This is a genomic window from Massilia suwonensis, assembly GCF_042655665.1.
Lineage (GTDB): Bacteria > Pseudomonadota > Gammaproteobacteria > Burkholderiales > Burkholderiaceae_D > Telluria > Telluria suwonensis.
The window spans coordinates 2,025,126-2,039,937 of record NZ_JBHSMR010000013.1; the positions used below are offsets into that span (position 1 = coordinate 2,025,126).

11 protein-coding genes are annotated in these 14,812 nt (G+C 66.9%); 7 read left to right on the forward strand and 4 right to left on the reverse strand.

Annotated features, from left to right (window positions below; all coding sequences use genetic code 11):
* Nucleotides 1–48: 48 nt before the first annotated feature.
* Nucleotides 49–426, reverse strand: coding sequence for a YfeK family protein (locus tag ACFPQ5_RS17260; RefSeq protein WP_379758373.1), 378 nt, complete (start codon nt 424–426; stop codon nt 49–51).
* Between the two features lie 147 nt (nt 427–573).
* Here ACFPQ5_RS17260 and ACFPQ5_RS17265 point away from each other — a divergent pair, with 147 nt between their 5' ends.
* Nucleotides 574–1,671 (forward strand): NAD(P)-dependent alcohol dehydrogenase, encoded by a 1,098-nt coding sequence (locus tag ACFPQ5_RS17265; protein WP_379758376.1) that lies wholly within the window; start codon nt 574–576, stop codon nt 1,669–1,671.
* A gap of 32 nt (nt 1,672–1,703) precedes the next feature.
* Here the strand turns inward: ACFPQ5_RS17265 and ACFPQ5_RS17270 are convergent, their stop codons facing one another.
* On the reverse strand, nt 1,704–3,317 hold the full coding sequence (locus ACFPQ5_RS17270; protein WP_379758379.1) for a methyl-accepting chemotaxis protein: 1,614 nt from the start codon (nt 3,315–3,317) through the stop codon (nt 1,704–1,706).
* A 231-nt stretch (nt 3,318–3,548) separates the two neighbouring features.
* On the opposite strand from ACFPQ5_RS17270, the gene ACFPQ5_RS17275 reads away from it, so the two are divergent.
* Genes ACFPQ5_RS17275 through ACFPQ5_RS17295 form a run of 5 tightly spaced genes read left to right on the forward strand, consistent with a single transcriptional unit; the run spans nt 3,549 to nt 9,257 of the window.
* Nucleotides 3,549–3,959, forward strand: coding sequence for a GntR family transcriptional regulator (locus ACFPQ5_RS17275; protein ID WP_379758382.1), 411 nt, complete (start codon nt 3,549–3,551; stop codon nt 3,957–3,959).
* 10 nt (nt 3,960–3,969) lie between these two features.
* Nucleotides 3,970–4,887, forward strand: coding sequence for an ABC transporter ATP-binding protein (locus ACFPQ5_RS17280; protein WP_379758385.1), 918 nt, complete (start codon nt 3,970–3,972; stop codon nt 4,885–4,887).
* A gap of 7 nt (nt 4,888–4,894) precedes the next feature.
* Nucleotides 4,895–6,733 carry a hypothetical protein gene (locus ACFPQ5_RS17285; protein ID WP_379758388.1) on the forward strand — a complete coding sequence of 613 codons (1,839 nt, stop codon included), beginning with the start codon at nt 4,895–4,897 and terminating at the stop codon, nt 6,731–6,733.
* Between the two features lie 11 nt (nt 6,734–6,744).
* Nucleotides 6,745–8,745, forward strand: a complete 2,001-nt coding sequence (locus ACFPQ5_RS17290; RefSeq protein ID WP_379758393.1) for a S9 family peptidase — start codon at nt 6,745–6,747, stop codon at nt 8,743–8,745.
* Nucleotides 8,746–8,798: 53 nt separating this feature from the next.
* A complete protein-coding gene (locus tag ACFPQ5_RS17295) occupies nt 8,799–9,257 on the forward strand; it encodes a hypothetical protein (protein ID WP_379758396.1) in 459 nt (152 codons plus the stop codon).
* 138 nt (nt 9,258–9,395) lie between these two features.
* Here the strand turns inward: ACFPQ5_RS17295 and ACFPQ5_RS17300 are convergent, their stop codons facing one another.
* Together ACFPQ5_RS17300 and ACFPQ5_RS17305 are read right to left on the reverse strand one after the other, a co-directional pair.
* Nucleotides 9,396–11,255, reverse strand: a complete 1,860-nt coding sequence (locus ACFPQ5_RS17300; RefSeq protein WP_379758399.1) for a glucokinase — start codon at nt 11,253–11,255, stop codon at nt 9,396–9,398.
* Nucleotides 11,255–12,883 carry an alpha-glucosidase gene (locus ACFPQ5_RS17305; protein ID WP_379758402.1) on the reverse strand — a complete coding sequence of 543 codons (1,629 nt, stop codon included), beginning with the start codon at nt 12,881–12,883 and terminating at the stop codon, nt 11,255–11,257. Before ACFPQ5_RS17305 ends, ACFPQ5_RS17300 begins: the two co-directional genes overlap by 1 nt.
* A 242-nt stretch (nt 12,884–13,125) precedes the next feature.
* On the opposite strand from ACFPQ5_RS17305, the gene ACFPQ5_RS17310 reads away from it, so the two are divergent.
* The gene (locus tag ACFPQ5_RS17310; protein ID WP_379758404.1) at nt 13,126–14,721 is read left to right on the forward strand and encodes a POT-type proton-dependent oligopeptide transporter; all 1,596 of its coding nucleotides are present in this window, start codon (nt 13,126–13,128) and stop codon (nt 14,719–14,721) included.
* Nucleotides 14,722–14,812 lie beyond the last annotated feature (91 nt).

Consider the following 14,812-nt stretch of genomic DNA (forward strand, 5'->3'; position numbering starts at 1 on the left):
CGGCCGCGAACCGATCACGTCAACGCGCCCCGCGATCGCCGCGTACCATTATTTGCCCGCCCGCCCCCGAAACCGCTTCAACTCCTCCGTCAAATACGGCCCGCTCGCCACCGCCTTCCCTCCCCCGCACCTCACCTGATACGGCTTCCCGCTCATGCTGCTCTCGGTCGCCGCCCGCTCGATGAAGGACTCCGCATTCGTCACCAGGTCGCGCTTGAGCAGATAGTCGTATTTCTTCTTCAAATGCGCCCGCGCTTCGGCTCCCTCGTGCCAGCTGCCGTTGCGATTGAACTGGCAGCCCGGCGTTGCGACATAGTCGAGCAGGTGCGCGATCTCGGCCTGCGCCTTCGGATCGGGCGCCGCACAGGCCGCGCCCTGCAGTCCGGCGGCGAGCAGGATGGCGCCGGCATATCGGTTGAGTCGCATGGTTCCTCCTGTTGGCAAGCGATGTGCCGAGTCTAGCACCCGAACGATGCGCCTCGAATACATTGCAGCTGCGCCCTGAGCGCGTGATCTAACAGACGCGAGCAGACGCCGCGCCTATCGTCCCCGCTCCATCTACCAGGAGCGAACATGATCAAGGTCACCGGCTACGCGGCCAAGCATTCCTACAGCCGCCTGAAACCCTATGAATTCGAACGCGAGGAAGCGGGCGCGCACGAAGTCGAAATCGATGTGTTGTACTGCGGCGTCTGCCATTCCGACATCCACCAGGTGAAGAACGAGTGGTCGAATACGGTCTATCCCTGCGTGCCCGGCCACGAGATCGTCGGCCGCGTCACGAAAGTCGGCCCGGCCGTGAAGCGCCATGCGGTGGGCGATATCGTCGGCGTCGGCTGCATGATCGACAGCTGCGGCCAGTGCGAAGCCTGCAAGTGCGGCGACCAGAATTACTGCGGCAGCCCGAACAGCTGGCTGGCGACCTACAACGGCCCGATGGTCCCGAAATCGCAGGCCGGCGAGAACATCTACGGCAAGGACAACACCTTCGGCGGCTACTCGAACCTGCTGGTGGTGAAGGAAGATTTTGTCCTCAAGATTCCGGCCAGCCTGAAGCCGGAAGTGGCGGCCCCGATCCTGTGCGCCGGCGTGACGACCTACTCTCCGATGAAGCACTGGGGCGTGAAGGCGGGTGACAAGGTCGGCATCATCGGCATGGGCGGCCTTGGTCACATGGCCGCGAAAATCGCGAAAGCGATGGGCGCCGAGGTGACGCTGTTCACGACGACGAAAGAGAAGATCGAGGAAGCGCAGAAGCTCGGCTTCCAGGCGGTGCTGGAGAAGGACAAAAAGGCGCTGGAAGAACTGGAGAAGAGCTTCGACTTCATGCTCTCGACCGTGCCCGAGAAACACGACCTGAACCCCTTCGTCGAACTGCTCAAGCGCGACAGCGTGCTGTGCGTGGTCGGCGCGCTCGAGCCGCTGGCGCCGACCGACAACATGGCGATGGCGCAGATGCGCCGCTCGGTGGCCGGTTCCCTGATCGGCAACCTGGCCGAGACCCAGGAAGTACTGGATTTCTGCGCCGAACACGGCATCGGACCGGAGATCGAGATGATCCGCATCCAGGACGTGAACGACGCCTATAAAAAGGTCGAGAAAGGCGACGTGCGTTTCCGCTACGTGATCGACATGGCCTCGCTCAAGGAAGAGATCGCGGGCGAACAGTAACCAAGCTGCACAGCGCGCCCGCGCGCTTCTTCTTATGCCAGGGCCGGACGGCGCGCCACCGCGTGGGCAGCGCCGCGAACGGCCGGCTGCTGCGCATCGTCGGCCAGCTTGAACACGCTGACCGCCTGCAGCAGCTGGTCGGCCTGCTCGTGCATCGCGCCCGATGCGGCCGCCGCCTGTTCGACCAGCGCGGCGTTCTGCTGGGTCACCTGGTCCATCTGGTTGATCGCTTCGTTGATCTGGCCGATGCCGGCGGTCTGCTCGTCGGTCGCGGCCGTGATCTCGCCGATGATGTCGGTCACGCGCTTGACGCTGCCGACGATGTCGTTCATCGTCGCGCCGGCCTGGTCGACCAGCCTGGCGCCGTCGTCGACACGGGCGACCGAGTCGTCGATCAGCACCTTGATTTCCTTGGCCGCCGCGGCCGAGCGGTGCGCCAGGTTGCGCACTTCGCTGGCGACGACCGCGAAGCCGCGGCCCTGCTCGCCCGCACGGGCGGCTTCCACCGCCGCATTCAGCGCCAGGATATTCGTCTGGAAGGCGATGCTGTCGATGACGCCGACGATGTCGGCGATCTTCTTCGACGACTCGTTAATCGCCGCCATGGTCTGCACCACCTGCGACACCACCACGCCGCCGCGGCCCGCCACTTCGCTGGCCGAGGTCGCGAGCATGCTGGCCTGGCGCGCATTGCCGGCGTTCTGGGACACGGTCGAGGTCAGCTCTTCCATCGAGCTCGCGGTCTCTTCCAGCGAACCGGCCTGCTGCTCGGTGCGCGCGGACAGGTCGAGATTGCCCGCCGCGATTTCCGACGAGGCCGTGGCGATCGCATGCGAGCCGCCGCGGATGTCCGTGACCAGGCCGAGCAGCTTGGCGTTCATGTCGGCCAGCGCGTCCTGCAGGGCGCCGATCTCGTCCTTCGAACTGATCTCGCGGCGCGAGGTCAGGTCGCCGGCGGCGACGCGGCGCGCCAGCTGCACGGCTGCCTGCACCGGACGGGTGATCGAACGGGTCAGCCACACGGCGCACACGGCGCCGAAGGCCACGCTCAGGACGCCGAGCAGGACCACGGTGCGGCCGCTCTCGCGCTTGATGTCCTGGATCTGGCCGCGCAGATCGTCGACCTGCTTGCGCTGCAGCGCCACCAGGGCCTGGATGTTGGCCTGGTAGGCTTCGGCCGCCGGGATATAGACCTTGTCGTGCACCTGCATCGCTTCCTCGTTCTTGCCTTCGCTTTTGAGGCGCACCGCTTCGGCGCGCCCGCCCGCGTAGGCGCCGCGCAGCGAGATCATCCTGGCGAAGGTCGCCTTTTCTTCGGGGCTGGTCAGCAGGGGCTCGACTTCTTTCAGGTAGGTCTGGGCCTTGGCATTCGTCTCCGCCGTGTTCCTGGCGAAGAACTCGGTGAGCGAAGGATCGCTGCTCTTGATGATGGCCGAGGTGCGGATCACGGCGATGGCGATATTGCTGGCCCAGTCGCTGATCATGCGTTCCTTCTTGACCGGCTGGTCCAGCATCTGTTCGGCGGCGTCGGCCACCGCGTCCAGTTTCAGGATACCGATGACCGTGATCAGGATCGACAGGGCCAGCACGACGGCGAAACCAAGGGCCAGGCGCTGGCCGATCTTCATATTGGATAACAAATTCATGACGTGTATTTGTGTTCTTTTGGGGCGGAGACGGATCGGTTGCCGGGAAACGCTGAATAACCGATATATTGTTTATGAATTACTACGTTCTATTTCATCAATTCTACGCATAAAACCAAATGTTGGCTTGAAGCAACAAGTGTTTTACTTAAATTAACGTGTTGCATAGTGCTTGACCTCGGCTCATACCCGGTGCTACTGTACTATCAATACTAGTACAGGTAGACAGCCATGACCCGACGCACTCCCCTGCTCATCAACATCAGCCCCGGCGACCCGCGCCCGATCGTGAAACAGATCGTCGATGGCGTCCGGCGCCTGGTCGCCAGCGGCGAACTGCCGGTCGGCGCGGCCGTGCCCAGCGTGCGCGGCCTGGCGCAGCAGCTGACGATCAATCCGAACACGGTGGCAAAGGCTTATAACGAGCTGACGAACGAGGGCTGGCTCGACGCCCGCCCCGGCCTCGGCCTGTTCGTGGCGCCGCCGCGCCAGCGCCTGTCGGAAGACGAGCGCGCGCGCCGCCTCGACGACGCCGTGGTGCGTTTCACCGGAGACGTCATCGGCCTGGGCTACGCGCCCGACACGGTGCTGCGCCGTGTCGCCGACGAACTGGCGCAGTGCGCGCCGAAAAAGACCGCCTGAGGAGCGCGCGATGTACGCCATCGACACCCGTGAGCTGTGCCTGCGCTACCGCGGCAAGACCGCCCTCGACCGCCTGACGCTGGCCCTGCCGCGCGGCGGCATCCACGCCATCGTCGGCGCCAACGGCGCCGGCAAATCGTCCCTGTTTCGCATCCTGCTCGGCTTCACCGCGCCTACCAGTGGCAGTGCACGCGTGCTCGATTGCGACAGCGGCGCCTTGACGCCCGCCCTGCGCGGCCGCATCGGCTTCGTCAACGAGGAACACACCCTGCCCGGCTGGATGCGCATCGCCGAACTGGCCGCAATGCAGGCGCGCCAGTATCCGCGCTGGAACGCCGAGCGCTATGCCCAGGTCCTGCGCAATTTCAACGTGCAGCCCGGCCAGAAGATCGCCCAGCTCTCGCGCGGCGAGCGCGCCGGCGTGAACCTCGCGCTGGCGCTGGCGCAAAGCCCGGATCTGCTGATCCTCGACGAACCGACCCTGGGCCTGGACGTCGTCGCCAAGCGCGCCTTCCTCGAGGCCCTGCTCTTCATCACGCTCGAAGAGGACGCCACCATCGTCTACTGCTCGCACCAGATGGAAGAGATCGAGCGCGTCGCCGACAACCTGGTGATCCTCGAACGCGGCGCGCTGCGCCACATGTCGGCGCCCGGCGACTTCTGCGAACGCGTGCACCTGTGGGTGGCCGAATTCCCGTTCCGCGTGCCCGACCTGGCCAGCCTGCCCGGCCTGCTCGAAGTGCGCCTCATCGACGGCCTCACGCACTTGATGGTGTTCGACCAGAATCAGGACCAGGACTTCGGCAGCCGCCTGCGCCTGCTGGGCGCGCGCAGCGTGCACCAGTCGCCGGTGGGACTGGACCGCGCCATCAACGGTTTTCTCGCGCGCGGCCATGTCGCGAATGCGCCCCTCCCTACTGCCGCCTGAGGCTCCCATGAAAGAACTGTTCCTGAGCGAGCTGCGGCGCTTCCGCGGCGCGGCCCTGATCGCGACCATCATCCACCTGGTGCTGCAGCTGTGCGCCAGCCGCCTGGCCGATCCGCTGCTGCTGTCCTGGCAGCCGCATGCCGTGTTCCTGCTGTTTTACGTGCTGTGCGGCTTCGGCTTCGCCGTCTACCAGTTCGGCACCTACCGCCAGCCCAGCCGCTGGATCTGGCTGCTGCACCGCCCGCTCGCGCCGCAGCGCGTGGGCGCCGCGCTGGCGCTGGCATCGAGCTGCCTGATCCTGCTGGCGATCGGCCTTCCGCTGCTGCTGGCCATTGGCCTCACCGACCTGCTCAGCACCCGTGTCGTCGATACGCGCCACTACACGATGGTGCTGTTCGTCGTGCTGTTCTGCCTGAACGGCTGGCTGGCCGGCGCCTACGTGATGCTGAACGGGCGCCTGAGCGCCGCCGTGGTCACGCTGCTGCCGGTGCTGCTGATGGGGCGCCTGGCCGCGGGCGTCGACCTGCTGCTGCCCGGTGCGGTCTGCACCGCGCTGCTGGCCGGCCTGGCGCTGGGCGCCGTGAAACCCGAACGCACGGCGCCGCCGCGGCGTTTGCCAGCCCTGCTGGCGGCCGGCCTGCCGCTGCAGCTGGGCTTTTATTTCACCCTGCTGTGGGCCGGCTCGCTCGCTTTTCAATACGGCGAGATGCTGCTTGGGGTGCATCCGCTGAACCGCCCGGTGCCGCCAGCAGGGGGCCACACCGAACTGGCGCGCGCCGACGGCCGCGCCGCCTTCCGGCTCGGGCTGGCGGCATCGAGCGATCCGCGCGCCGCGCACTGGGCGCGCCAGGTGCCGCTGCTCGACATCGAGTCGGTCGCTCCCATGACGCGCCAGTTCCCGGTGCGGCACCAGATCACGAACCTGGACAGCCTGCAGTGGATCGACGAGGAACGCCACACGGCCTGGACCTTCAGCCACGACAGCATGCGCTTCGAGGGCGCCGACCTGCACACCGGCGCCGCGCGCGGCAGCTTCGGCGCCGGCGGCGAAGCTTCTCCGGTCCCCTTCGACGCGGTGCCCTTCGTCTTCGAGAACTGGATCATGACGCCGCACCGCCTGTACCGGAGGGATCCTGTGTCACGCCGCTTCACCGAGGTGCTGTCGGTGCCCGCATCCGAGATCCTGGCCAGCACACCGCAGGATATCGGCGCGCGCTGGTACGTGCTGACCGACCGCCGCCTGATCGTATTCGCGCGGCCGGACGACTCGCTGGCGCAGCCGGTGCGCAGCCTGTACAGTATCGCGCTGCCGGGACGCGTCACCGGACTCGAACGCATCGACGTCGCGCCGCTGCTGGACGGCACCCTGCTCTCCTTCAACCACGGGCGCAAGATGGCCGAGGGCGAACCCGATGCGCGCCAGACCGTTTTATTCGTGGACGAGGCCGGGCGCACGCAAACGATCGCGGACCGTGCGCTCACCCACGATTTCGCGGCGCCTTTCGAGCACAAGGCCTGGTGGATCTCGCCCCTGACGCACGCCGTGCTGGCGCTGCCGGCCCTGATCGAGAACGGCGACATCGGCGTGCCGGATCGCAGCGCCTTTGTCGACATCGTCGGCCAGCGCCGTCCGCAGGAGGTCGTCGCCTGGGCCATCGGCGCCGCGCTGCTATCGAGCCTCGTTGCCTGGACCGGGCTGCGTCGTGCCCGCGTATCGCCGGCGCGCCGGTACGGCTGGACGCTCGCGGCCCTGCTGCTCGGATTGCCCTGCCTGGGCGTGCTCCTGCTGCTGCAGCCACGCAGCGCGGCTGCCCCCGCATTGGCCGGCGTGCCGGTGGCTGCCTGATGCGGCCCGCCATGCGGTTTTTAGTCGGCATGCTGTGCTGCCTCGGCGCGGCAAGCTGCGCCGCTGCGCCCTCACTGGCCACCAGTGTTGCGGCCAATGCGCGGCTGGCGCCCGCGCCCCTGTTTGACACCGAGGATTTCCAGCGCCCGCTGCGGCTGCGCCAGGTCCGCCTGTCGCCGGACGGCAACCGGCTCGCCTATCTCGACACGCAAGCCGATACGGCGACCCTGTTCCTGCTCGACACGGTTACACGCCAATCGCGGCGCCTGCTGGCCATCGGTCCCGATACCGAACTGCACTGGTCGAGCGACGGCGCGCTGCTGTTCGCGGTGAACGAGGCCGGCGTCTCGGCGCTCGACCTCAAGGACGGCTCCAGCCGGCGCGTGAGCGCCCTCGGCGGTGAGCGCGCGCGGCGTTTCGCCGGCGTCGATCCGGCGCTGCCGCGGCACCTGCTGGTGCGCGAGCGCGACCCGGCCGGCGGGCCTTATCGCCTTCTGCGTGTGCAGGCCGACGGCAGCGCGCAGCTGCTGCATGAAGACACGCGGCCGATCGACGATTTCCTGGTCGATGCGAGCGGCGCACTGCGCCTGCTGCGGGTGCGCGACGCGCAGCAGAATCAGCTTGTGCTGCGACGCGAGAAGGACAAGTGGATCGAGGCGGCGCGCTGCCGGCGCTTCCGCGCCTGCGCCTTGCTGGCGCCCTCCGCCGACGGCGCGCGCGTGCTGATGCGCACGGTCGAGGCGAACGACCGCCAGGTGCTGTCCGAGCAGCCGCTCGCCGGCGGCGCGGCGCGCGTCCTGCACCGCGATCCGCTGGCGCTGGCCGATCTCGAAACGGTCGTGTTCGAGCCGCGCACGCGGCGAGCGCTGCTGGCCACTTACGCCCTGCCCGTGCGGCGCCACCATGGCCTCGATCCGGCGAGCCGCGCCGCGGCGGCCGACATCGCGCGCCTGCTGCCGGGCGCCTCGCTGACGATCGAAGCCGGTGGATACACCTGGCTGCTGGCCGAGCGCGGCGCGCGCCTGAGCCAGCCCCGTTTCTGGCTCTACGATACGCGGACGCGCTCGGTCAACGAGATCCTCGGCGCCGAACGCATGCGCGCCCGGCCGCTTCCGGAAGCGCAACTCGCATCGACTGTCGCGCTCTCTTATCGGGCATCGGACGGCGCCACCGTGCACGGCTACCTGAGCTTGCCGCCGGGCCGACCGGCCGCCACGCTGCCGCTGCTGACCCTCGTGCACGGCGGCCCCTGGAACCACGTCGACGCCGAGTACTCGGCGCTGGTGCAGCTGCTGGCGAACCGCGGCTATGCCGTGTTCCAGTCGAACTTCCGCGCCTCGACCGGCTACGGCGAGCGCTATATGCGTGCGCCGGGCGCCGACTTCGGCAACGGCCGCGTGCAGGCCGATATCGTCGACGGCGTGCGCTGGCTGCTGGCGCAAGGCGTGGGCGACGCGCGCCGGCTCGGCATCCTCGGCGCCTCCTTCGGCGGCTATTCGACGCTGCTCGCCTTGAGCCATACGCCCGAGCTGTTCAAGGTCGGGATCGCGCTCCAGCCCCCGCTCGACTTTGCCCGCGCGCTGCGCCTGGCCGCGTCCGCACCGGCGCGCGACGGCGCTGCGCCCTTCGGTGCGGTCTTGGCCGAACTCGGCATCCGTGCGGACGATGCGGCGGCGATGCGCCGGCTCGAGCTGGATGCGCCACTGGTCCACACGGCCAGGGTACGTGCCCCGCTCCTGATCGCCGCCGGCAGCATCGACGACAAGGTCGAGATCGGCGCCGTCACCGATTACACCGCGCGCCTGCTTGGACGCAGCCACCCGGTCAGCCTGCTGGTCGCATCCGGCGAAGGGCACCATGCGCGCAGCGACCTGGCCCGGCGCGCCCAGCTGCACCTGGTGCTGCGCATGCTGCAGCGCCACCTCGGTGGTCCGCCCGTGCCGGCACCGGACAAGGAACTGGCGGATTATCTGGCGCGCCACCTGCGTGCCGACGGGGCGCTGGCGCCTTGATGGGAAGGGCGCAGATCGGCTAGTATGGCCTCACATTTTCACGAGGCCAGACCATGACTCCACGCGGCGCACACCTGCTGACACTCTCCCTGCTGGCGACGGCCCTGCTCGCCGGCTGCAAGGACAAGCAGCCCGCGCCCCCGCCGCCACCCGCCAAACCGGCCGTGCAGCAGCAGGCCGAGCCGGCCGTCACACGCGAACAGGCGATGGCTGCGCTGCTGGCGCTGCCGGAGGTGAAGAACTGGTCCTCGGAGATCGAAAAGCGCTCGCGCGGCAAGGCGCATGGGGCCGTGATCGAAGACGATCCGACGCCGCGCGTCATCAACGGACAAGCGTACTGGCAGCTGAGTTTTGTCGAGAATCGTGCGGACAAGGTGCAGCGGCGCGAGAGTTTTCTGGTGGCGCGTACTGGGAATCAGATCCTGGTGGAAGATACGGCCAGCGATACGGTGGTGTCGCTCGACGAATGGCGCCGCGGAATCCGGCGCGTCGAAACCAAGTCCGCCGATTGATGTAGGGTGGAGTCCTGACTCCACGCGTTTCACGGTCTGCGTCCACACGGCGTGTATCTACACCCTCGCATGTGATAACGGCGTCGATCATCGCTGCGATTACTCGAACACTGGAACGCGTGGAGTCAGGACTCCACCCTACGTGAGATGCGAAATCAAAAGTCGGCGTTGCTCCGCGTCGCTTTCGTGCCCATGCTGCCCATCGACCGACAAGCCCACCGCCATGATGTCGATGAACAGCAGCTGCAAAATCCGCGAAATCATCGCCAGGAACACCGTGCTGTCCTCCGCATGATCCACCGCCAGGCACACGCTCGCCTTGCGCGCCAGCGGCGACTGGCTGTTGCCGATCGCGATGACGTCGGCCCCACGGCCACGGGCGACGTCGACCGCCTGCAGCAACTCCGGCAGCCGCCCCGAATTCGAAATCGCAATCACCAGGTCGCCCGGCCCCAGCAAATCGGCGGCGAGCGAGAACAAGTGCGCGTCCCCATACAAGGCCGTCGGAATCCGGAAGCGGAAGAACTTGTGCTGCCCATCGAGCGCCACCACGCGCGCATTGCCCATCGCGTAGAACTCGACGCGCCGCGCACCGCGCACCAGTTCGATCGCGCGGTCGAGCGTGTGCACGTCCAGGCCATCGCGGAATTTCAGGATCGCCGAGACCGTGTTGTCGATCACCTTGGCAGATAAATCGTGGGTGCTGTCGCTGGTGCGCACCTGGCTGTGGCGCACGGGAATGGCGCCGGTCAGGCTGCTCGCGAATTTCAATTTGAAGTCGGCCAGGCCGAGAAAACCGAGCGAGCGGCAGAAGCGGATCACGGTCGGCTGCGAGACCTCGGCGCCGCGCGCGATCTCCGCGATCGGTTCGTTCAGCACCAGGCGCGGCTGCTCGAGCACGAGGGTGGCGACGCGCTGCTCGGCCGGCGAGAGTTCGTGGCGCAGCCCCTTGATGCGGTCCATCAGCGTATTCGCGCCGCTGCGTCCGCGCAGGTGCTCGGAGAGGATCGTCGCCACGCCGTGGAAGGCGGGGTTCGGCGTGGTGATGACGTAGGTCGGGATGTCGGCCAGGTAGTGCGAGAAGCGTCCCTTGGCTTCGAAGCGCGCGCGGAACGGAGACCGTGCGAACCATTCCCCCATGCGCGGCACGATGCCGCCGCCGATGAATACACCGCCGAAGGCGCCCAGCGTCACGGCGAGATTCGCCGCGGCGCCGCCCAGCATGCCGCAGAAGACGTCCAGTACTTCGATGCAGAGCGCATCGTTCTCGTCGAGCGCGGCCGCCAGGATCCCGGCGGCCGAGCGTGAAGGCGCGGTGACGCCGTTACGGATAGCCAGCGCCTCGTGGATCAGCTCCATGCCCGGCCCGGAAATCAGCCGCTCGTTCGACACGTGCCGCCAGGCGCGCCAGGCATGCTGCAGGACGGCGAACTCGCGCTCGTCGCTGGGCGCGAAGTTGACGTGGCCGCCTTCGCTGCCCAGGGTGACGAAGCCGTCGGCGGTCGGAATCAGTCCCGACACGCCGAGACCGGTGCCCGGTCCCAGCACGCCGATGACGGCATTCGCCGCCGGCTTGCCGCCGCCGACCTGCAGCAGGTCGTCGGGCGTCAGCACGGGAATCGCCATCGCCAGCGCCGTGAAGTCATTCACCACCAGCAGCGTTGACAAGCCGAGTGCGCGCCGCAGCGCATCGGTCGAGAACTCCCAGGCGCGGTTGGTCATGCGCACCTGGTCGCCGTTGACCGGGTTCGCCACCGCGAAGGCGGCGTGCTGCAGATTGAGGGGAAGATGCGGGTCCGCGTGCTCGCGCAGATAGGAACGCACCAGCGCCTCGACGCCGTCGAAGTCCTCGCACTTCAATACGGCGACATGACGAAACACGCCGGGCGCCGTCTGCAGCGCAAAGCGCGCGTGGGTCGCGCCGATGTCGGCCAGCAGGCGCGGGCCGTCGGCAAAGGCGGTGCGCGCCAGTTTTTCCGGCTCGGGCGCGCCGCCCATCAGGCCAGCGTACCGAACCAGGCGCCGTAGGCCGGCAGCGTGACCGTGCCGCCCGCAGCGTCGCCCGGCAGGCCGTGGCCGTCGAGCTTCTGCGCGTCCGCGGTTTCCGGCCACTCGATCGTGACCGGCGCGTTCGACAGGTTGAAGGCGGCCAGCACGGTCGGCTCGCCATCCAGGGTACGGCGCAGCGCCAGCACCGGCTCCGGCGCATCGAAGAAGGAGATGTCGCCGCGCGTCAGCTGGGGCAGGCTCTGGCGCCAATGAATGATGCGGCGCGCCGCGTTCAGAGCCGAATTCGGATCGGCGTCCTGCGCCGCGGCGTTGGCGGCCAGGTGCGGCGCGGCCACCGGCAGCCATGGCGTACCGTCGGTGAAGCCGGCGTTCGGTGCCTCACCCGTCCACGGCATCGGCGTGCGGCAGCCGTCGCGTCCCTTGAACTCGGGCCAGAAGGTGATGCCATACGGGTCCTGCAGCAGTTCGTAGGGCACGTCCGCTTCCGGCAGCGCCAGCTCGTCGCCCTGGTACAGGCAAGGCGTGCCCTTCAGGGCCAGCTGCATCGCCAGGACCATCGATGCGAATGCGACAGGCGCATCCTCGCCGCGCCAGCGCGTCACCACGCGGATCGCATCGTGGTTACCGACCGACCAGGAAGCCCAGCCGCCTTTTACGCGCGCTTCGAATTCTTCCACTTGCGTGCGGATGTGCGCAGCCGTGAACTGCGGCGTCAGCAGATTGAAACTGTAGGCCATGTGCAGCTTGTCGCCGTCGGCCGTGTATTCGGCCATACAGGCCAGGGCGTCGTCGGCGCCCACTTCGCCGATCGACACGGCGCCGAATTCGTTCAGCAGCGCGCGGATCTGCTGCAGGAAGGCGATGTTTTCCGGACGCGTCTTGTCGTAGATGTGGGACTGCATGCCGTAGGGGTTGACGTCGGTGACCGAGGCCGTGTCGCGCTTGGTGGCCGGCGGATTGCTGCGCAGCTGCGTGTCGTGGAAGTGGTAGTTGCAGGCGTCCATGCGCACGCCGTCGACGCCGCGCTCGAGCCAGAAGCGCAGCGCGTCCAGGTGGGCCTTCTGCACGTCCGGGTTGTGGAAGTTCAGCTGCGGCTGGCTGACCAGGAAGTTGTGCATGTAGTACTGCTTGCGGCGCGTGTCCCACTGCCAGGCGGAGCCGCCGAAGACCGACATCCAGTTATTTGGCGGGTTGCCGTCCGGGGCCGCGTCGGCCCATACGTACCAGTCGGCCTTCGGGTTGTCGCGGCTGGAGCGGCTCTCGACGAACCACGGATGGGCGTCGGCGGTGTGCGCCATGACCTGGTCGATCATGATCTTCAGACCGAGCGAGTGCGCCTTGGCGACCATCGCATCGAAGTCGGCCAGGGTGCCGAACAGCGGATCGACGTCGCAGTAGTCGGAGATGTCGTAGCCGAAGTCCTTCATCGGCGACTTGAAGTACGGGGACAGCCAGACGATGTTCACGCCCAGGCTCGCAATGTAGTCGAGCTTCGCGGTGATGCCCGGGATGTCGCCCACGCCGTCGCCGTTCGTGTCGAGGTAGCTGCGCGGGTACACCTGGTAGATGATGGCTTCGCGCCACCAGTCGTTGTTGTGCGAGGAGGTCTGGGTCATGGCAAGGTCCGGTTGATCGATTTTACGCAATATACAGCAGGATTTTCGATTTTACAATCCGAGCGCAGCAGCGTATTCAAGGCATATTTCCTTTGCATTCAACAACTTAAATGCAAATAATATTTGCACTGGTTTTCTACTAAGTAGCAAAACTACGAAGCAGCTTGATGAGCTGATTTTTTTAGTTGCAAAGACCCCAACGGCATCATAGGATTGCGCCTTACTTCTTCCAGGACGCGCCCATGAGCCAGCCGACGACGACCGCCAGCAGCGGACGCATGCCCCGCCAGATCCCCTACATCATCGCCAACGAAGGCTGCGAGCGCTTCAGCTTCTACGGCATGCGCAACATCCTTACGCCCTTCCTGATCTCCACGCTCCTGCTCTTCCTGCCGGAGTCCGAGCGCACCGGCGAAGCCAAGCACGTGTTCCACACCTTCGTCATCGGCGTCTACTTCTTCCCGCTGCTGGGCGGCTGGCTGGCCGACCGCTTCTTCGGCAAGTACAACACGGTGTTCTGGCTCAGCCTCGTGTACTGCGCGGGCCACGCCTGCCTCGCCCTCTTCGAGGACAACGTCAAGGGCTTCTACCTCGGCCTGGGCCTGATCGCGCTCGGCTCGGGCGGCATCAAGCCGCTGGTCTCGTCGTTCGTCGGCGACCAGTTCGACCAGACCAACAAGGGCAAGGCGAAGATCGTCTTCGACGCCTTCTACTGGATCATCAACTTCGGCTCCTTCTTCGCTTCGCTCCTGATGCCGCTGTTCCTGAAGAACTACGGACCGGCCGTCGCCTTCGGCATCCCGGGCGTCATGATGTTCATCGCGACCATGGTGTTCTGGAGCGGGAAGAAGAAGTATGTGCACGTGCCGCCGAGCGCACCGAATCCGCACTCGTTCTCGCGCGTGGCGCGCACGGCGCTGGCGACCAATGGCGCGGGCCGCACGGTGGCCATGGTCGGCCTCTTCGGCGCCCTCGCCTCGCTCCTGATGTCCCCCCAGTGGGGCTTCGTGATCGCGGCCTGCACGGCGCTCGTCCTGCTGCTGGGCTTTGTCGGCGCCGGCATCTCGATGCAGCTCGAACGCGCGCGCGGCCTGCACCCGGACGAAGCGGTCGACGGCGTGCGCGCCGTGCTGCGCATCCTGGTCGTGTTCGCGCTGGTCACGCCCTTCTGGTCCCTGTTCGACCAGAAGGCTTCGACCTGGGTGGTGCAGGCCAATTCGATGATCACCACCTTCTCCGTCTTCGGCAACGAGTTCACGCTGCTGCCGGCGCAGATGCAGGCCCTGAACCCGCTGCTGGTGATGCTGCTCATCCCCTTCAACAACCTGGTGCTGTTCCCGCTGCTGCAAAAGATCGGCATCACGCCGACGCCGCTGCGCCGCATGACGGCCGGCATCGCCTTTTCCGCCCTGTCCTGGCTGGTGATCGGCACCATCCAGGTCTCGATGGATGCAGGCACGCCGACCTCGATGGCCTGGCAGATCCTGCCGTACGCATTGCTGACCATGGGCGAGGTGCTGGTCTCGGCCACCGGCCTCGAATTCGCCTACAGCCAGGCCCCGGCCTCGATGAAGGGCGCGATCATGGCCCTCTGGAGCCTGGCCGTCACGGTCGGCAACCTGTGGGTGCTGGTGGTGAACGCAGCCGTCAAGAACGACGCGGTGCTGGGCACGATCGCCAGCTCGGGGGTGAGCGTGATCGCCTTCCAGATGTACTTCTTCGCCGCTTTTGCCCTCCTTGCCGCGATCGCGTTCGGGCTCTATGCGAAACGGTACAAGATGGTGGACCACTACCGTAGCATCGAAGGGGCGAAAGCCCCGGCGGCCGTCAAGGTCTGAGCCGTAGGGTGGGCGCCCCGTGCCCACCATAACGATGAGCAGACATGTGGTGGGCACAGGGCGCCCACCCTACGTCTAGTCAAATTACACA

Bases quoted from the DNA above. Each gene is read 5' to 3' on its own strand.
- ACFPQ5_RS17260 (WP_379758373.1), bottom strand. From the start codon at position 426: ATGCGACTCAACCGATATGCCGGCGCCATCCTGCTCGCCGCCGGACTG.
- ACFPQ5_RS17310 (WP_379758404.1), top strand. From the start codon at position 13,126: ATGAGCCAGCCGACGACGACCGCCAGCAGCGGACGCATGCCCCGCCAG.
- ACFPQ5_RS17265 (WP_379758376.1), top strand. From the start codon at position 574: ATGATCAAGGTCACCGGCTACGCGGCCAAGCATTCCTACAGCCGCCTG.
- ACFPQ5_RS17275 (WP_379758382.1), top strand. From the start codon at position 3,549: ATGACCCGACGCACTCCCCTGCTCATCAACATCAGCCCCGGCGACCCG.
- ACFPQ5_RS17270 (WP_379758379.1), bottom strand. From the start codon at position 3,317: ATGAATTTGTTATCCAATATGAAGATCGGCCAGCGCCTGGCCCTTGGT.
- ACFPQ5_RS17280 (WP_379758385.1), top strand. From the start codon at position 3,970: ATGTACGCCATCGACACCCGTGAGCTGTGCCTGCGCTACCGCGGCAAG.
- ACFPQ5_RS17295 (WP_379758396.1), top strand. From the start codon at position 8,799: ATGACTCCACGCGGCGCACACCTGCTGACACTCTCCCTGCTGGCGACG.
- ACFPQ5_RS17300 (WP_379758399.1), bottom strand. From the start codon at position 11,255: ATGGGCGGCGCGCCCGAGCCGGAAAAACTGGCGCGCACCGCCTTTGCC.
- ACFPQ5_RS17290 (WP_379758393.1), top strand. From the start codon at position 6,745: ATGCGGTTTTTAGTCGGCATGCTGTGCTGCCTCGGCGCGGCAAGCTGC.
- ACFPQ5_RS17305 (WP_379758402.1), bottom strand. From the start codon at position 12,883: ATGACCCAGACCTCCTCGCACAACAACGACTGGTGGCGCGAAGCCATC.
- ACFPQ5_RS17285 (WP_379758388.1), top strand. From the start codon at position 4,895: ATGAAAGAACTGTTCCTGAGCGAGCTGCGGCGCTTCCGCGGCGCGGCC.